Consider the following 17,584-nt stretch of genomic DNA (forward strand, 5'->3'; position numbering starts at 1 on the left):
GGGAGAAGGGAACTTCTCCCCCCGGACCCCCCTCAACCTTCCTTGGAACAAAAAATCAAAGAAGGGAGGGGGTTTGGGGGAGGTTCTCCTCCCCCGACCTCGTCACATCAGTTCGTCGACCATCGCCCGTGTCGGCGTCGCGCCGTCCCGCGCCCGCAGGGCGCCTGCCGCCGACGCGAATCGCATCGCGCGGTCCGTCGGCATCCCTTCCGCAATGGCGAGCGCATAGGCGCCGTGGAACACGTCCCCCGCGCCGGTGGTGTTCGTCGCCTCGACCGGGAAGGCCGGCGTGCGGGTCGCCTTCCCGTGCCCGGGCAGCAGCCACAGCACGCCCTTCTCGCCTTGCGTGACGGCGGCGACCTTCACGGGGCCGGAGGCGAGCGCTTGGCGCAGTCCTTCCTCCGGGCTGCGGCCGGGCGCGTAGTTGGCGAGGCCCGGCACCGAGAAGATCGCGTGGTCCACGCGCGGCACCAGGTCGACCAGGATGCGCGTCTCGCTGCGCTCGCCGTCGAGCACCACCGGCACGCCGGCGGCACGGGCCGCGGCCGCGGCGGCCGCGACGCCTTCCGGCCAGCGCGGATCGCAGCACAGCGCCGCCGCGCCGGCGATCCGGTCCAGCGGCAGCCAGGCCGGATCGGTGCCGAGCCCGGAGCCGCGGAAGGAAACGATGGTCCGTTCCCCGCGCGGGTCGACCAGCACGGCGCCGACGGGCGTCCGCCCGCCGGGCACGCGCCGCAGGCCCGCGACGTCCACGCCTTCCTGCTCGAGCGACTGCGCCAGCGGCTCCCCGTTCAGGTCATCGCCCACCCGGCCCCAGAAAGCGGCGCGGCCACCGAGGCGCACCACCGCGATCGCGGCGTTGGCCGCCATGCCGCCGGCGCCGATGCTGTACGACCGGGCGGCGATCTTTGCGGGTGGCTGGGGTATGTCCTCGACCCGGAATGTGTGGTCAGCGACGACGTTGCCGAGGCAGATGACGAGAGGAGGAGCCGACATGATGCGCCGCAGCGTCACACAGGGTGGCCCTCGGCGCCAAGCATTGCCGGACGCGATCGCCGCGCGGGTCCTGCTGCTGCGCGACGACGCGATCGTGATCGACAAGCCGGCGGGCCTCGCGGTGCACCGCGGTCCGCGCGGCGGCGCGTCGCTGGAGGACTGGCTCGAGCCGCTGCGCATGGGCAAGCGGCACCTGCCGCAGCCGGTGCACCGGCTGGATGCGGATACGGCGGGCTGCCTGGTGCTGGGGCGGACCAAGCCGGCGCTCGCCGCGCTCGGCCGCTGCTTCGCCGAGGGTCGGGCGCGCAAGACCTATTGGGCGGTGGTGCGCGGCGGGCCGGCGGAGGATGCCGGGCGCATCGATGCGCCGCTGCGCAAGGTCTCGACCAAGGCGGCCGGCTGGCGGATGGAGGTCCATCCCGAGGGCCAGCCGGCGGTGACGGAGTGGCGCGTCCTGGGCCGCGCACCGGGCCTGGCCTGGATCGAGTTGCGCCCCGCCACGGGCCGGACGCATCAGTTGCGCGTGCATGCCGCCGCGTCCGGATGGCCGATCCTCGGCGATCCCGTCTATGGCGGCGGGGAGGGCGGCGGGCTGCACCTGCTGGCCCGCGCCATCGAGCTGCCGGTCGAACCGCCGCTCGCCACCGAAGCGCCGCCGCCCGAGCACATGCGCGCCGCGCTGCTGGCCTGCGGCTGGACCCTCACGCCCCCAGGCTGACGAAGCGCCAGGACCGCGTCGCCAGCGCGAGGTCCACCAGCCCCCGCACCTTGGCCGAGAGCAGCCGCGCGGAGGGATAGACGAACTGGATCGGCAGCGGCGGCGGCTCGAAGGCCTCGAGCACGAGGCGCAGACGGCCGGATCGCACGGCGTCCTCGGCCTGGTAGGCGAGCGTCTTCGCGATGCCGCCGCCCTGGCCCGCATGCCACAGCGCCGCGTCGATGCTGTTGGTGACGTAGCGCGGCGCGATGGCGTGCTTCTCGGCCACGCCGTCGCGCCAGAAGGTCCAGGCCGGCTCGGCGCCGAGCGAGGTGCTGTGGATGATGCGATGCCCCGCGATGTCCTCCGGCGCCGCGGGCATGCCGGCGCGGGCCAGGTAGTCGGGTGCTGCGACCCAGACGCGCCGCGTCTCGCCCACGCGCCGTGCGACCAGCGTGCTGTCCTCGAGGTGTCCGATGCGCAGCGCGACGTCGACGCCTTCCTCGACCAGGTCGATGTAGCGGTCGGACAGGGTGAGTTCGGCCGTCAGGTCGGGATGCTGCGAGAGGAACTCGCAGACCAGCGGCCCGGCATGCAGGCGCCCGAACATCACGGGTGCGGCGACGACTAGGTGCCCCGACGGCGCGGCGCGTTCGGCCGCGGCGGAATCCTCCGCCTCCCGCAGGTCCGCGAGGATCCGCCGCGCCCGTATCAGGAAGCGTGCCCCCGCATCGGTCAGCGCCACGCGCCGCGTCGTCCGCTGCAGCAGCCGCAGCCCGAGCCGGTCCTCGAGCCCCGCGACCAGCCGCGTCACGGCCGAGGACGACAGGCCGAGCCGCCGCGCCGCGGGGGCGAAGCCCTCGGCATCCGCGACCGCGACGAAGGCAGCCATGGCGTCGAATCGGTCCGTCATTATTGCTTATTCTGCATCGATCTCATTTCAATCGGAATGATTATCACGGAACACGCTCATAGCCATTCTCCCGGCCACGGACAAACCAGGAGAAAGCCCATGCCCCGCATCGCCACCCCCGCCACCATCGCCGAGGCCCCCGAGGCGACCCGCTCGCAGCTCGAGGCGGTGCAGAAGCAGCTCGGCTCCGTGCCGAACCTGTTCCGCCTGCTGGCGAGCAGCCCCGCCGGGCTGAACGGCTACCTCGGCCTGTCCGGCGCGCTCGGGAAGGGCGCCCTCGACATCCGGACGCGGGAGCGCATCGCGCTCGCGGTCGCCGAGTTCAACGGCTGCGGCTACTGCCTGGCGGCGCATGCCTTCATCGGCGCCAACATGGCGAAGCTCGACGCCGCGGAGATCGCCGCCGCGCGCGCCGGCCGCTCCGCCGACCCGAAGGCCGACGCCGCCGTGCGCTTCGCCATCGCGGTGACCGAGGCCCGCGGCCGCGCGGCGGATGCCGACCTCGCCGCGGTGCGCGCCGCGGGCTGGAGCGATGCCGAGATCCTCGAGATCGTCGCCCATGTCGCGCTGAACACGCTGACCAACTACGTCAACGAGGTTGCCCGCACCGAGGTGGATTTCCCCACCCCGGCCGCCCGCGCCGCCTGACATGCCAAGGGATGGCGGAACCCCCGCCATCCCCGCCCCTCCGAGGAGTGACGCCATGACCGAAGCCCCGTCGAGCGACGTCGCCTTCTCCCCCGCCGTCAAGGCGATCCAGGCCGCGCGGGGGTCCCGCGACTCCTACGCCCGGATGGAACGCCGCGGCGGCTGGCGCACCGAGCTCACCCCCGACATCGCCGGCTTCATCGCCGCCCAGCGCAGCTTCTACCTGGCCAGCGCCAGCGCCGAGGGGCAGCCGTACATCCAGCACCGCGGCGGGCCGCCGGGCTTCCTGCGCGTGCTCGACGCCGAGACCCTCGCCTTCGCCGATCTCTCGGGGAACCGGCAGTACATCACCCTCGGCAACCTCTCGGAGAACCCGAGGGTCCAGCTGTTCCTGATGGACTACGCCAACCGTCGCCGGGTGAAGATCTGGGGCGAGGCGCGCGTCGTGCAGGACGATCCCGCGCTGCTCGCCATGCTGATGCCCGAAGGTGCCCCGGGCCGCGCGGAACAGGCGATCGTCATCCGCGTCACGGCCTGGGACAGCAACTGCCACCAGCATATCCCGCAGCGCTTCGAGGCGGCGGATGTGCTCGCGGCGATCGAGAAGCGGGATGCGCGGATCGCGGAACTCGAGGCCGAGCTGGCGCAGGTCAAGGGCGGGGGGAGAAGGGAACTTCTCCCCCCGGAACCCCCCTCAACCTTCCTTGGAACCAAGGGGGGGTGAGGCGGGGGTTTCTTCCCTTCCGGGGCGGGGCGGGCGATCCTGGCGCGTGCCTTATCTCGTCGAACTGCTCCTGTTCCTCGCGCCCTTCGCCGCCTACGGGGTCTGGCGTCGGATGAACCCGACCACGGAACCCAGCACCATCCTTCTGGTGCTGGCCGGGACAGGCGTCGTGCTGATGCTGGCCGGGGCCTTCTGGTACGGATCCTCCCGCAGCATGGCGCCCGGCGAGGCCTACGTGCCCGCCCACCTGGAAGGCGACCGCGTCGAACCAGGCCATGCGGAACCGCGGCGGTGAGCGACGCCCCGGCGGAACGCATCCCACGGCCAGGCTTCCTCGACACCCCGGCCGTCGCCGCGGTCCTGGCCACGCTGCCGGGCGCCCGCGCGGTCGGCGGCTGCGTGCGCGACGCGCTCGCCGGCCGGCCCTCCGCCGATGTCGACGTCGCCGCCCCCCTGCCGCCCGAGGAGATCGCCGCCCGCCTGCGCGAAGCGGGCCTCAAGGTGTTCGAAACCGGCCTGTCGCACGGCACCGTCACGGCGGTGAAGGACCACGTCCCGGTCGAGGTCACGGCGCTGCGCCGCGACCTCCTCACCGATGGGCGGCACGCACAGGTCGAATGGACCACCGACTGGCGCGAGGACGCGGCGCGGCGCGACTTCACCATCAACGCCATGTCGCTGGCGGCGGACGGGTCGCTCTACGACTACTTCACGGGGCGGGCGGACCTCGCGGCCGGCGCGGTGCGATTCGTCGGCGACCCGGATACGCGCCTCGCCGAGGATTACCTCCGCGCCCTGCGCTTCTTCCGCTTCCAGGCGCGCTACGGCCTGGGTGCGCCCGATGCGCCGGCGATCGCGGCGATCCGCCGCGCGGTGCCGGGCTTGGCGCGGCTGTCGGCCGAGCGGGTGTGGATGGAACTGAAGCGCATCCTGGCGGTGCCGGATCCGGTGGCAACGGTGGCGCTGATGGCGGAAACCGGCGTGCTGGCGGCGGTGCTGCCGGAGGCGGAGGGACTCGATGCGCTGCGGCGGCTGGTCGCGGCCGGCGCGCCGGCCGACCCGCTGCTGCGGCTCGCGGCCCTGATCCCCGATGGCGAGGCCGGCCGCGCCGCGCGCCTTCGGTCCCGTCTGCGCCTGTCCGGCGCCGAGGCCGATGCGCTGGCCTGGCTCATGGGCAGGGCGCCCTTGCCGCGGCCCGAACCGGATGTCGACGGCGATGCCCTTCGGGTCTTCCTTGCCCGCCGTGAAGGCATGGCGCCGGAGGACGTCCAGCGCGAGGCCTGGCTGGCCGAGGCGCGCGACGGGCGCGACCGCAGCGCGCTGCGCGCGCGCATCGCCGCGGCGGATTGGCCGCGCTTCCCGCTGCAGGGGCGCGATGCGCTGGCGTTGGGTGCCGCGCCAGGGCCGGCGATCGGCCGCGTGCTCGGGGAATTGCGGGCATGGTGGATCCAAGGCGGCTGCCGGGCGACGCACGACGAAGCCCTCGCCGAACTCGCCCGCCGCATCGGCGGAGGGAGCGGCGGGACCTCACTCGGGGGATGAGTGGGGGATCGGTCCCGCCGCATTCACCGGAACGAAACAAGAACTAGCACAGGATTTCGGGCGCCCGCAAGCCCGTTGATGTGACGGTTCGCCGGCAGGGCGGATACCGCCCCCCGCCATTCCGGGCTATGCCGCCGCCCCATGGCCGCTGCCCTCGACACCACCACCCGCGCCCTGCTCCGCCGCCTCTGGTCGGCCTATGTCGGCCATCACCGGAAGGGGATCGCCGTCGCGCTGGTCTGCACCGTCGCGGTGGCGGCGATGACCGCGCTGTATCCGGTGGTCATCCAGCAATCCTTCGACCTGTTCACCGCGGGACGGGAAGACCTGCTCTGGGCCATCCCGATCGTCATCGTCGTGGTGACGGCGCTGAAGGCGCTCGCGCAGTTCGGCCAGGCGGTCGCCATCCAGTCGGTCGTGCTGCGGGTGATCGAGGCGGTGCAGAACGACCTGTTCCGCGCGCTCACCCGCGCCGACCTGGCCGTGGTGGCGCGCGAGGCGCCCGCCCGCCACGCCGCCCGCTTCACCACCGATGCCGCCCTGATCCGCGAGGCGCTGACCAAGTCGATCAACGCACTCGCCGACGTGCTGACGGTCGTCGGGCTGGTCGCGTCGATGGTCTATCTCGACTGGCAGATGTCGCTGGTGGCCGCACTGCTCTACCCCATCGCGGTGGTGCCGATCCTCAAGCTCGGCAAGCGCATCCGTCGTGCGTCGGGTGGCATGCAGGAACGGGTGGGGGAGGCCGCGGCCGCCCTGACCGAATCCTTCGGCGCCGCGCGCGTGGTCCGCGCCTACCGGCTCGAACAGGCGGAGGAAGCCCGCGCCGCCGGGCTTTTCGCGCGGCTGCGCGAGAGCCTCTATCACATCGCCCGTACCCGGGCCTCGCTCGACCCGATGCTCGAGGCGCTGGGCGGCTTCGCGGTCGCGGCCGTGCTGGTCTTCGTCGGCTGGCGCGTCTCGACCGGCGCGGGCACGCTCGGCGAGTTCACCGGCTTCGTGGCCGCGCTGCTGATCGCCTCGCGCCCCGTGCGCGCGCTGGGATCGCTGAACGCGGCGCTGCAGGAAGGGCTGGCGGGCCTCAACCGCGTCTTCGGCGTGATGGACGAACCGCGCCGCATCCTCGACGCGCCTGGCGCCGGCCCGCTGCCCGAAGGCCATGGCCAGATCGCCTTCGACGGCGTCGGCTTCACCTATGACGGCGTGCCGGACGCGGCGCTGGCGGGCCTTACCTTCGCCGCGCAACCGGGCCAGACGGTCGCACTGGTCGGGCCCTCGGGCGCGGGCAAGTCGACGGCGATCGCGCTGGTGCCGCGGCTCTATGACGTGACGGAGGGGCACATCGCCATCGACGGGGCGGATGTGCGGACGGTGACGCTCGCCTCGCTGCGCGACGCCATCGCCTATGTCGGGCAGGATGCGGTGATCTTCGACGACACGGCGCACGCCAACATCGCAGCCGGCCGTGCCGGGGCGACGCGCGCCGAGGTCGAGGACGCCGCCCGCGCCGCCGCCGCGCACGACTTCATCGCGGCGCTGCCGAAGGGCTACGACACGGTCCTCGGCCCCGGCGGGTCGCGCCTGTCGGGCGGGCAGCGGCAGCGCATCGCGCTGGCCCGCGCCCTGCTGCGCAACCCGCGCATCCTGCTGCTGGACGAGGCGACGAGCGCGCTCGATGCCGAGAACGAGGCGCTCGTGCAGCAGGCGCTGGCCCGGCTGCGCGCCGGGCGCACCACCCTCGTCATCGCGCATCGCCTCGCGACCGTGCGCGACGCCGACCGCATCGTGGTGATGGAGAACGGCCGCGCGGTCGAACAGGGCACCCATGCCGAGCTCATGGCGCTCGACGGTCTCTACGCGCGTCTGGTGCGGACCCAGGCCTTCGCGGGCTGATCGTCCGCGTCAGCGAACGAAGGTGATTTCCGCGCGGCGCGACTTGGTCAGGTAGGCGAGGGAGATCCCGCCGACCACCAGGATCGCACCCCATTCCGGCGCGTAGTCCAGCAGATGGACGAAGACGTGCGCCACCGGCACCTCGGCGCCGTAGAGCAGGTTCATGATCGCCGCGACCATCGGGATCGCGAGCACGTTGTAGCTGATGTAGTAGTAGAAATGGATCTCGAAGATGCCGGGGAACCGCCGCGACCGGCGCATCATGGTCGCGAAGGACACGAGGGCGAAGAGCAGGTCGATCACGATCAGCCCCGTCAGCGCGCCGCGCGCAATGGGGAAGTCCCCCGGCACGCCGAACAGCCAGGAGTCCGGATTGCCGTCCGGTCCTCGCAACGCGAGGACCAGGTCCAGCGTGGCGCGGATCGGTGTCATGCTCTGCAGCGCGACGAAGACGAACAGCAGGCCCTTGAAGCCCGGCGTGATGCCCTCCGACTCCCGCGCCGAGGAGATGTAGGCCACCGACACGACGAGGATCCAGAAGGCCGAAGCGACCGCGGGAAGCGCGAGCTGCATCCAGTACGACTGCGCATGCAGCGCGAGGAGATAGACGACGGTGTCGGTCATTGCCGCAGGCGTCCGGACGTTTCCTTCGCCGCCACTTTGGCCATGGCGGGCCGGCCGTCGTATTGACGCGCATCAAGCGTCAGGGCTTGTCACGCTTCGCGCGCTCCGCCTCGCGCAGGTAGTCTTCCGTCGTCCTGGTCGCCGGCCGCTCCGGGCCCGCATAGGGATCGATGCCGCCTGAGGTCGCCGCGTCGATGCGACATTCCTCGCAGAGGTCGAGCAACGCCTGGCGCCCCGGATCGGCGAACATCCAGTGCGCCGAGAGCTTCGCCTTCACCCGCGCGATCGAGGCCTTGGTGCCGAACAGCTTGCCGCAGCGCTGGCAGGCGGCGGGTTCTTCTTCCTTCACCACCTGCGGGACAGTGGCGGCCTCGGCGAAGTTCAGCCGCGGCTCAAGGCTGATGACCTTCTCCGGGCAAGTCGCGGCGCACAGGTTGCATTGCACGCAGGCATCCTCGAGGAAGCGGAGCTGCGGCCTCTCGGGGTTGGCCGAGAAGGCCGAGGTCGGGCAGACGCTCGTGCAGGCGAGGCAGAGCGTGCAGCCTTCCGTCCCGACCTTCGCCACGCCGAAGGGGGCGAGGGCGGGCATCGGCACGGTCTCGGCCGGCGCCTTGGCCGCGGCGCGCAGCGTCCGGAAGGCCTGCAGCGCCATCTCCCGCGGCGTGCCGATCGCCTGGTGGGTGGACGGTGCGAAGGCGAAGGGTGTGCGGGGCAGGGCGGTGAGCGCCTCGCCGAGCGAGAAGGGATCGTCCGTCTCGATCGCCGCCGCGCGCGGGCTCGCATGGCCGAGGCCGAGGCCGGCCAGCGCGGCGTTCGCATAGTCGAGGTTGCGAAGCAGCCCCTCCGCGCCGTGCTTGCGCCTCGCGGGCAGCAGCACGCGGATCGCCGACGCGCCCCAGGCGAAGGCGCCGGCGATGAGCGAAAGGTCGAGCGCGGTCGGCTCATTCACCTTCAGCGGCAGGACGCGCGCGGGCAATCCGTCGCCATGGCGGGCCAGGGCGTCGAGCAGCGGCTCGCCCTGCGCCTCGTCGTGCAGCAGCAGGACGGGGGCCTCGCCGCCGGCCTCGCGATAGGCGAGCAGCAGGGTGCGGATGCGCCGCGCCAGCGCCCGCGCCGGGGGCAGGGTGTAGGTCGCCGCGCCGGTCGGGCAGACCGCCGCGCAGGCGCCGCAGCCGGCGCAGATCTCCGCGCTGATGACGACCTGGTCCTTGAGCGGCCCGGTGCCCGGCGTGATGGCACCGGTCGGGCAGAGGTCGATGCAGCGCGTGCAGCCGTTCCGCTTGTTGCGCGCGTGCGCGCAGAGGCTGCCCTCGAAGGTGACGAAGCGCGGCTTGTCGAAGGTGCCGACGAGCTCTCCGGCCTGCGCGATGGCGCGTTCCACCGCCGCGGCATCGGCCGGATCGGCGCGCAGGTAGCCCTGCCGCACCTCATGCGTCGGGAACAGCGGCGGGTTGCTCGTGAGGTCGAGCACGATGTCGGCGCGGCTGGTCGCGCCGTCCTTGCCGGGCCCCCAGTCGAAGCGCGCGCGGGAGGAGGGGCGCGGCATGGCGGCGCCATCCACCGTCACCTCGAAGGCGCCGAGCCATCCGGTCGCGGCGCGCGCACGACCCCTCATCACCGGGAAGGGCACGGTCCGCGGCGGCGTGACCTCCTCCGCGTCGGTCAGCAGCACGGTGAGGTCGAGCCGGTCCTGCAGCCGCGCCGCAGCCTCCAGCGCCACGGCATCGCGGCCGAGCACCAGCGTCACGCCGTTGCTCTCGAGCAGCACCAGCGGCGTCGCGGGCATCGGCTCGGCGGCGGCGGCGATCAGCGCGGCCATCTTGGCGCCGGCGTTGCGGCCCTCGGTGGACCAGCCGGCGTGCTCGCGGATGTTGACGAAGGTCGGCGCCGGCACCTGCGCCGCCTCGGCCTCCTGCGCGAAGAGCGGCGCCTGGGCCGTGCAGGCGACGGTCAGCGGCCGCCCTGTCGCGAGCGCTGCGAGGAAACGGTCGAGCTGCGCCATGCAGAGCTGCTCGCCGGTCCGTACCTCGGCGCCGCAGCCGCGCGCGATGGCCTTCTCGTCGAGGCGCATCGTGTCTTCGCAGGTGCACACAAGGGCGATGCGCCCGTCCGTTCCACTCATCGACCGAAAGCCCCCGAGGCGCCCCAGATTGGACCTTGGGGCCTACGCGCATATATGCCGCCCGTCACGGGAGTGCGAGGGAGCGGCGTGTCCGAGGGCCTGCCCGAGTTGCCGAGCGTCTTCACCCCCATCATCGCACTGCGCGAGGTGGGAGACGCGATGGCGCGCGCGGTGGCCGAGGCGCCGCGCCATGGCGCCGGCACGCTGGTCTGGGCGCGGTCGTGGTCGCGCATCGAGGCGGCGGTCGTGCTGGAGCCGGAGCAGACGCTCGCCGCGGCGCGGCCGGCATTCTTCGCCGCCCTGACCGCCTTCGCGGATGCGGTCGCCCCCTACGGCCCCTCCGAGCTCCCGCTGACCTTCGACTGGCCGGGCGGTATCCGGGTGAATGGCGGGCTGGTGGGCCGCGCGCGGCTCGCCGCGCCGCCGGGCTGTGCCGATGATGCCGTGCCGGACTGGCTGGTGGTCGGCATCGAGGCGGCCTTCGCGGCGCCGATGGACGACGAGCCAGGCCGCGATCCCGGCCGCACCACGCTGTTCGAGGAAGGCTTCAACGACACGACGCCGACGGACCTGACGGCGGGCTGGGCGCGGCATCTGATGGCGAACCTCGCCGACTGGCAGGGCGGCGGCTTCCGCGTGCTGGCGGAACGTTACCTCGCACGGCTCGACCCGGCGCTGGCGGGCGGCGCGCAGCGCGGGCTCGATCCGGCGACGGGGGACCTGCTGCTGCGCCGCGGCGGAGCGACCGAGCGGCTTCGGGTCACGGGGGCGTTGGTCGCATGACCCGTCTGCTGCGCACCCTCCGGCTCGATCCTTCCGATGCCGTGGTCTTCCCGCTGGCGGCCGCGCCCGGCGAATGGGCCGTGCCCGGGGGCTTCTGCTACTGGGACGACAACCTCGAATCGCTGACGGGCAAGCGGCGGCAGGCCTTCCGCGCGGGCTTCCTCGGTCTTGGTTCCTTCGGCTGGTCGACGCTGGTCGAGGTGGCGGAGGCCGATCCCGCGCAGCGCGCGGCGGCGGTCGCGGCGCTCGCGGCGCATCTGCGCGCGGCCTATGGCGCGCCGGACGAGGCCGCGGCGCGGGCGGCGGCGGAGGAGGAGATCGCCTTCGCCGAATCGCTTTGCGGGCATCCGCCCGGCACCATCGTCGCACTCGCCCGCAGCGCCGAGGGCGGCGAGGTGCGCGAACGCTTCCGCACCCTGCACGAGCGCCCGCGCGCGGCGCGCGAATATGAGAGCATGCCCGTCTTCGCCGCCATCAGCGTCGAAGGCGAGGAGGAACCAGTGCAGCATCCCGACCTTGCGGCCATGGCGAGGACCCGCCGTTGAACGAATTGCTGTCTCCCGGCGATTTCTGGGTCGCCTCCGGCCATCACCTTTGCGACGTCGTCGAGCATGGGCGGCTGGCGGCGACGCCGGACCTCTGGCGCGCCTTCCTCGCCCGGCCCGAACTGATCCCGCCCGAGGAGGCCTGCGACGCCGAGCGTGCATTGCACGCCGCGCTGATGGCGGACCCGGCGCAGCCGGTGGACCCCGCGCGCATCGCCGCGCTGGCCGATGCCGATGCGCAGGAGAACTTCACGCAGTTCCTGGCCTTCCGCGACCGCGTCGTGCCGCAGCCGTCGCTCGAGGAAGCGTGGCTCGCGCTCTATCGCGAAGGCGTCGACGGCGTCCCGCCGATCCTGCTGCAGATGCTGACGCACCTCGTTGCGCGCGCGGCGCTCGAGGGGGAGGGCGATCCCTTCGTGCTGCGCGCCGGGGAATTGCTGTACCGTGCCCAGCGCGCCGGCATCCACCAGGGTGCCACGCTGCTCGCCGACGAGGAGGTGGTCGAGATGCGCGGCCGCGACGGCGGCTTCGGCGCGCTGGGGCAGTTGCTGGTCGAAGCCGGCGCGCCGCCGCGCGAGGTCGAGCTCGACGTGCTGAACGAGATGAACGGCACGGCCTATCACGGACGCTCCGACGCGCATGACTTCGCCCTCGACATCGCCGAGGGGCGGGAAGGCAGCCGCGGCGTCTCGCGCATGCTCGAACGCTTCATCCGCCACATGTTCGGGGAGGAGGTCGAGATCCGCGCCGTCCCGGTGATCGAGGACCGCGCCTGGACCTGGCATGTCGGCCTCGATGCCGAGGCGACGGCGATCGCCAACGATCTCTGGCACGGGAAGAAGGTGCGGCAGGAGCGGCTGGCGCGGATCCTCTGGCTGGGCGTTCTGGAATTCCGGGATGCGTCCCGCGTGCTGCCCCGCGTGGCGGGGCGGCCGGTCTACCTGGCGCTGGCGATGGATGCGGCGAACAGGGTGCGGATGAAGCCGCAGAACCTTGTCGCCGGCCTGCCGCTGGTCGCGAAGGAGGCCGCGGCATGACCCTCGAGATCCCGGGCACCGTGCGCGTGCCGGTCGGCGTGGTGGTGGAACGCCGGCCCGGTGCGACCCCCTGGGCCGAATACGCCTGGCAGGCGCGCGAGGTGATCGAGGACGCGCCCGAGGCGCCACCCTGGACGGTGCTGCGAGAGGAGGGCGGCCGCACCCTGTTCCTCGCCGGCACCGCCGAGGTGTCGCTGCATCCGACCGACACCGACAACTACATCCACAACCTGCAGCAGGACCCGCCGCGGGCCTGGGTGGTGCTGCGCCCGGTCGCCGACGCGCCGGGCTTCGCGCTCAAGACCGTCACCGTCGATGCGGGGGAGGCGCAGCTCTACGCCGAATCGGGGACCGACCTGCTCGAGGCCCTGCCCATGCCGCCCGGCCTGCGCCTGCTGCTCGAGCGCTTCGTCGCCGAGCACCACAAGGAGCGGGAGTTCCACAAGCGCAAGCGTGACCGCGCGGATACCGAGGCGCTCGGCCGCCGGTCGCGGATCGACGGGCCGTGAGCGGCGAGGGCTTCCTGTCGCGCTGGTCGCGCCGCAAGCGCGCGGCCGAGGCCGGCCAGCCGGACGAGGAACCGCAGGTCGCGCCGGCCGCCGTGGCGCCGTCCGCGCCCGAGCCGCCGCCGCCCGAGCCGGTGTCCGAGGAGCCGCCCTTCGACCCGGCCACGCTGCCGCCGGTCGAATCGCTGACGATCGAGAGCGACATCACCGCCTTCCTCCGCAAGGAGGTGCCCGAGGCGCTGAAGCGGGCCGCGTTGCGGAAGGCCTGGGCGCTCGACCCGGCGATTCGCGACTTCGTGGGCCCCGCCGACTATGCCTGGGACTACAACGCGCCGGATGGGGTGCCGGGCTTCTCGCTCGATATCGTGGGCGACGTGCAGAAGATGTTGGCGCAGGCGATGGGATTCGACGCGCCGGCCCGGCCGGCCGCCGCCGAGCCTGCGACGCCGGGCGGCGATGCATCGGGCGACGAGCCGTTGCCGGCGCCGGAGCCCGCCGCCCCCCCGGCGGACGCGCCCGTGCTGCTGGCCGAGGCGCCGGCCGAACCTCCGACCCCGGACCGCCCCGAGCCCGTGCAGCGCCGGCACGGCTCCGCGCTGCCGAATTGAGAGTGGGTCGCAACAACTCGTAATGATTTCAATGCATTGTGTTGTCGTGGACAGGCGAGTAAATCAGTCGGAAATTAGGGAGAGAGGGGAGACGGGTCCGGCATGAGTGCCCAGGGCACCGCCGTTGCCGCAGCCGACGCCCTGACGACGGAGCGTGCGCGGCTCTTTGCGCTTCTGGGGCGACTGCTGGTCGCCGCGCCGGATGCGCGCCTGCTCGACGCGTTGACCGCGCTGCGGAGCGGGCGAACGCCGCTGGGCGAGGCGTACGGCGCGCTGGCGAAGGCCGCGGCCGCCACCGATTCCGTGGCGACGGAGCGGGAGTTCCACGACCTCTTCATCGGGCTGGGGCGCGGCGAGCTGGTGCCCTTCGGTTCGTACTACCTGACCGGCTTCCTGCATGAACGCCCGCTCGCCGACCTGCGCGCCGACCTGGCGCGCCTCGGTCTGGAACGCGCCGACGGCGTCGCGGAGCCGGAAGACCACGTCGGATCGGAATGCGAGGTCTATGCCGGGTTGCTCTCGGGCAGCTTCGAGGGCGGGGCCGGCGAGGCGGAAGCCTTCTTCGTGAAGCATCTGCGGCCGTGGGCCGGGCGGTTCTTCGCGGATCTCGAACAGGCCCAGGCGGCGCGCTTCTACCGCGCCGTGGGGCAATTGGGACGCGTGGCGGTGGACATCGAGCAGGCAGCCCAGGAGTTGCCGCAATGAGGATGACCGGGGAGAGGCATGAGATGAGCAGGACCGAGAAGAACGTCGCCGAGCGCCGTGGCCTCCTGAAGGCCCTCGGCCTGGGCGGCGCGGCCGCCGCGGCGACGACCGTGGCGGCGAGCGGCGTGGCGGAGGCCGCGGACTGGGTCCGCGCCGATGCCGTGGCCCCCGGCATCGCCCGCAAGGAGAACGAGGCCGAGCGCGTCAAGGCGCGCTACCAGGCGAACAGCGCCGAGGTGCAGGCGTTCTACCGCACCAACCGCTACGGCAGCTGACGCCGGGAAGAGGGAGCGAAGCCCCATGCTGATCAAGCGTTCCGAGGCCCGCGCCGGCAAGCAGCGCCTGGCCGCCGCCTATTCCGGTCTGTCCTCCGGCGGTCTCGACCGTCGGGCCTTCCTGAAGCAGGCCGGGGTCACCGGTCTGGGCCTGTCCGCGCTCGGCGCCATTCCGCTGACGACGGTCCGTCCCGCCAAGGCGGGCCCGACTGATTTCTCGACGCCGGTCACGCGGGTGAAGAACATCTGCACCCATTGTTCGGTCGGCTGCACCGTGACCGCCGAGGTGCAGAACGGCGTGTGGGTCGGCCAGGAGCCGACCTATGCGAGCCCGATCAACCGCGGCACGCATTGCGCGAAGGGCGCGTCGGTGCGCGAGGTCGTGCACGGCGAGCGTCGCGTGAAGTACCCGATGAAGCTGGTGAACGGCCAGTGGCAGCGGATGACCTGGGATGCCGCGCTGGGCGAGATCGGCGAGAAGCTGATGGCGGTCCGCCAGGCCTCCGGCCCCGATTCCGTCTTCTGGTTGGGCAGCGCCAAGTTCTCGAACGAAGGCTCCTACCTGTTCCGCAAGTTCGCCGCCTTCTGGGGCACGAACAACGTCGACCACCAGGCGCGCATCTGCCACTCGACCACGGTCGCGGGCGTGGCCAACACCTGGGGCTACGGCGCGCAGACCAATTCGTACAACGACATCCGCAACGCCAAGACCATGATCATCATGGGCGGCAACCCGGCCGAGGCGCATCCGGTGTCGCTGCAGCACGTCCTCTCCGGCAAGGAGATGAACCGTGCGAACATGATCGTCATCGATCCGCGCTTCACGCGCACCGCCGCCCACGCCACCGAGTACATGCGCATCCGCCCGGGCACCGACATCCCGATCATCTGGGGGATGCTCTGGCACATCTTCGAGAATGGCTGGGAGGACAAGGAGTTCATCCGCCAGCGCGTCTACGGCATGGACGACGTCCGCGCCGAGGTCGCGAAGTGGAACCCGCAGGAGGTCGAGCGCGTCACCGGCGTCCCGGGGGCGCAGCTGCGCAAGGTGGCGGAGATGTTCGCCACCCAGAAGCCGTCCACGTTGATCTGGTGCATGGGCGCCACGCAGAAGACGGTTGGCACGGCCAATGTGCGCGCCTATTCGATCCTGCTGCTCGCCACCGGCAATGTCGGCAGGGAAGGCACCGGGGCGAACATCTTCCGCGGCCACTGCAACGTGCAGGGTGCGACCGACTTCGGCCTCGATGTCACGTCGCTGCCGGCCTATTACGGCCTCGATGAGAACGCCTGGCGGCACTGGTCGCGCGTCTGGGGCGTCTCCTACGAGAGCATGATCGCCCGCTTCGACAGCAAGGCGATGATGGAAACGCCCGGCATCCCCACCACGCGCTACTTCGACGCGGTGACGATGCCGGTGAATGCGCAGACCGGCCTCGCGCAGCGCGACAACTTCAAGGCCATGATGGTGTTCGGGCACGGCGGCAACACCGTCACCCGCATGCCCGAGGCGGTGAAGGGGCTCGAGAAGCTCGACCTGCTGGTCGTCGCGGATCCGCATCCGACCACCTTTGCCGTGCTCTCGGGCCGCAGGGACAACACCTACCTGCTGCCGATCTGCACGCAGTTCGAGACCAATGGCAGCCGCACCGCGTCGAACCGGTCGGTCCAGTGGGGCAGCCAGATCGTCAAGCCGATCTTCGAGAGCAAGGACGACTACGAGGCGATGTATCGCCTCGCGGGTGCGATCGACGCCGCGGCGCAGAAGCGGAACATGACCTTCCGCATGCAGGCCGAGGTGTTCAAGGACCTCGAGATCAAGGACAACGCGCCGACCGCCGAGAGCATCCTGCGGGAGATCAACCGCGGCGCCATCAGCACCGGCTACACGGGCCAGTCGCCCGAACGGCTTAAGCTGCACATGCAGCACCAGGACAAGTTCGACCTGGTGACGCTGCGCGCGAAGGACGATGCGCCGGCCGAGATCCGCGGCGACTTCTACGGCCTGCCCTGGCCCTGCTGGGGCAAGCCGGAATGGCGCCACCCGGGCACCCACGTCCTCTACAACACCAACCTGCACGTGAAGGAAGGCGGCGGCACCTTCCGCGCCCGCTTCGGGGTGGAGCGCAACGGCGTCTCGCTGCTCGCCGACGGCTCCTTCTCCAAGGGGTCGGAGCTCACCGACGGCTATCCGGAATTCACCACCGCGGTGATGGCGCGGCTCGGCTGGGATGCGGAGCTGACGGAGGAGGAGAAGGCCTCGATCCAGCGCCAGGGCGGGACCGCCTCCTGGGCCACCGACCTGTCCATGGGCATCATCCGCGTGACCATGGAACACGGCGTCATGGCCTACGGCAACGCCAAGGCCCGCGCCAATGCGTGGAACCTGCCCGACCCGATCCCGGTGCACCGCGAGCCGATCTACACGCCGCGCACCGACCTGATCGCGCAGTACCCGACGCTGTCCGATCGCCGCGGCTTCCGCCTGCCGAATATCGGCCAGACGGTGCAGAACCGTGCCAAGGACCTCGCGCCGAACTTCCCGATCATCCTCTCCTCCGGCCGCCTGGTGGAATACGAGGGCGGCGGCGAGGAGACGCGGTCGAACCGCTGGCTCGCCGAGCTGCAGCAGGACATGTTCATCGAGATCAACCCGCGCGATGCGGCGTCGCGGAACATCCGCGACGGCGCCTGGGTGCTCGTGAACGGGCCCGAGATGCCGCAGGGCAAGGCGGTGAAGGTGAAGGCCCTGGTGACCGAGCGCGTCGGCGCGGGCGTCGCCTGGATGCCCTTCCACTTCGCCGGCTGGTTCATGCAGGAAGACCAGCGATCCAAGTATCCGCAGGGCACCGATCCGATCGTGCTCGGCGAATCCGTGAATGCCGTCACGACCTACGGCTACGACCCGGTGACCTTCATGCAGGAGACGAAGGTCACCCTCTGCCAGATCCGCGCGGCGTAAGGGA

General features: G+C 72.0%; 18 protein-coding genes. 14 read left to right on the forward strand and 4 right to left on the reverse strand.

What is annotated here, in order from left to right:
- Nucleotides 1–102 precede the first annotated feature (102 nt).
- Complete coding sequence (locus GWK16_RS17760) at nt 103–996, reverse strand: PfkB family carbohydrate kinase (protein ID WP_170055315.1); 894 nt, start codon at nt 994–996, stop codon at nt 103–105.
- Between GWK16_RS17760 and GWK16_RS17765 the strand changes: the two genes are divergently transcribed.
- Nucleotides 995–1,714, forward strand: a complete 720-nt coding sequence (locus GWK16_RS17765; RefSeq protein ID WP_248291446.1) for an RluA family pseudouridine synthase — start codon at nt 995–997, stop codon at nt 1,712–1,714. The genes GWK16_RS17760 and GWK16_RS17765 overlap by 2 nt on opposite strands.
- Here the strand turns inward: GWK16_RS17765 and GWK16_RS17770 are convergent.
- On the reverse strand, nt 1,698–2,606 hold the full coding sequence (locus tag GWK16_RS17770; protein WP_170055316.1) for a LysR family transcriptional regulator: 909 nt from the start codon (nt 2,604–2,606) through the stop codon (nt 1,698–1,700). The genes GWK16_RS17765 and GWK16_RS17770 overlap by 17 nt on opposite strands.
- A gap of 99 nt (nt 2,607–2,705) precedes the next feature.
- Here GWK16_RS17770 and GWK16_RS17775 point away from each other — a divergent pair, with 99 nt between their 5' ends.
- From GWK16_RS17775 to GWK16_RS17795, 5 genes are all read left to right on the forward strand, one after another.
- A complete protein-coding gene (locus tag GWK16_RS17775; RefSeq protein ID WP_170055317.1) occupies nt 2,706–3,254 on the forward strand; it encodes a carboxymuconolactone decarboxylase family protein in 549 nt (182 codons plus the stop codon).
- A gap of 55 nt (nt 3,255–3,309) precedes the next feature.
- On the forward strand, nt 3,310–3,978 hold the full coding sequence (locus GWK16_RS17780) for a pyridoxamine 5'-phosphate oxidase family protein (protein ID WP_170055318.1): 669 nt from the start codon (nt 3,310–3,312) through the stop codon (nt 3,976–3,978).
- 46 nt (nt 3,979–4,024) lie between these two features.
- Entirely contained in the window at nt 4,025–4,273 is a 249-nt protein-coding gene (locus GWK16_RS25775; protein WP_170055319.1) for a DUF6111 family protein, read from the forward strand.
- A complete protein-coding gene (locus tag GWK16_RS17790) occupies nt 4,270–5,520 on the forward strand; it encodes a CCA tRNA nucleotidyltransferase (protein ID WP_338144502.1) in 1,251 nt (416 codons plus the stop codon). The genes GWK16_RS25775 and GWK16_RS17790 overlap by 4 nt, the downstream gene beginning before the upstream one ends.
- 141 nt (nt 5,521–5,661) lie before the next feature.
- Entirely contained in the window at nt 5,662–7,413 is a 1,752-nt protein-coding gene (locus GWK16_RS17795) for an ABC transporter ATP-binding protein (RefSeq protein WP_170055320.1), read from the forward strand.
- 9 nt (nt 7,414–7,422) lie between these two features.
- Here the strand turns inward: GWK16_RS17795 and GWK16_RS17800 are convergent, their stop codons facing one another.
- Both GWK16_RS17800 and GWK16_RS17805 read right to left on the reverse strand, forming a co-directional pair.
- Nucleotides 7,423–8,037, reverse strand: coding sequence for a hypothetical protein (locus GWK16_RS17800; RefSeq protein ID WP_170055321.1), 615 nt, complete (start codon nt 8,035–8,037; stop codon nt 7,423–7,425).
- A gap of 79 nt (nt 8,038–8,116) precedes the next feature.
- Nucleotides 8,117–10,108, reverse strand: coding sequence for a 4Fe-4S dicluster domain-containing protein (locus GWK16_RS17805; protein WP_248291448.1), 1,992 nt, complete (start codon nt 10,106–10,108; stop codon nt 8,117–8,119).
- Between the two features lie 138 nt (nt 10,109–10,246).
- On the opposite strand from GWK16_RS17805, the gene GWK16_RS17810 reads away from it, so the two are divergent.
- From GWK16_RS17810 to GWK16_RS17845, 8 genes are all read left to right on the forward strand, one after another.
- On the forward strand, nt 10,247–10,942 hold the full coding sequence (locus tag GWK16_RS17810) for a biotin/lipoate--protein ligase family protein (RefSeq protein ID WP_170055323.1): 696 nt from the start codon (nt 10,247–10,249) through the stop codon (nt 10,940–10,942).
- Nucleotides 10,939–11,487 carry a DUF6505 family protein gene (locus GWK16_RS17815; RefSeq protein ID WP_170055324.1) on the forward strand — a complete coding sequence of 183 codons (549 nt, stop codon included), beginning with the start codon at nt 10,939–10,941 and terminating at the stop codon, nt 11,485–11,487. The genes GWK16_RS17810 and GWK16_RS17815 overlap by 4 nt, the downstream gene beginning before the upstream one ends.
- A complete protein-coding gene (locus GWK16_RS17820; RefSeq protein WP_248291449.1) occupies nt 11,484–12,524 on the forward strand; it encodes a DUF6352 family protein in 1,041 nt (346 codons plus the stop codon). The genes GWK16_RS17815 and GWK16_RS17820 overlap by 4 nt, the downstream gene beginning before the upstream one ends.
- Nucleotides 12,521–13,033, forward strand: coding sequence for a DUF3305 domain-containing protein (locus GWK16_RS17825; RefSeq protein WP_170055325.1), 513 nt, complete (start codon nt 12,521–12,523; stop codon nt 13,031–13,033). The genes GWK16_RS17820 and GWK16_RS17825 overlap by 4 nt, the downstream gene beginning before the upstream one ends.
- On the forward strand, nt 13,030–13,638 hold the full coding sequence (locus GWK16_RS17830; RefSeq protein WP_338144503.1) for a DUF3306 domain-containing protein: 609 nt from the start codon (nt 13,030–13,032) through the stop codon (nt 13,636–13,638). The genes GWK16_RS17825 and GWK16_RS17830 overlap by 4 nt, the downstream gene beginning before the upstream one ends.
- Nucleotides 13,639–13,740: 102 nt before the next feature.
- The gene (locus tag GWK16_RS17835) at nt 13,741–14,343 is read left to right on the forward strand and encodes a TorD/DmsD family molecular chaperone (RefSeq protein WP_170055326.1); all 603 of its coding nucleotides are present in this window, start codon (nt 13,741–13,743) and stop codon (nt 14,341–14,343) included.
- A 23-nt stretch (nt 14,344–14,366) separates the two neighbouring features.
- Nucleotides 14,367–14,618: a twin-arginine translocation signal domain-containing protein gene (locus tag GWK16_RS17840; RefSeq protein WP_170055327.1), complete on the forward strand. Its 252-nt coding sequence runs from the start codon at nt 14,367–14,369 to the stop codon at nt 14,616–14,618.
- Between the two features lie 25 nt (nt 14,619–14,643).
- Nucleotides 14,644–17,580: a formate dehydrogenase subunit alpha gene (locus GWK16_RS17845; protein ID WP_170055328.1), complete on the forward strand. Its 2,937-nt coding sequence runs from the start codon at nt 14,644–14,646 to the stop codon at nt 17,578–17,580.
- The last annotated feature ends 4 nt before the right edge of the window (nt 17,581–17,584 follow it).

Source organism: Neoroseomonas marina (genome assembly GCF_012927745.1).
Lineage (GTDB): Bacteria > Pseudomonadota > Alphaproteobacteria > Acetobacterales > Acetobacteraceae > Neoroseomonas > Neoroseomonas marina.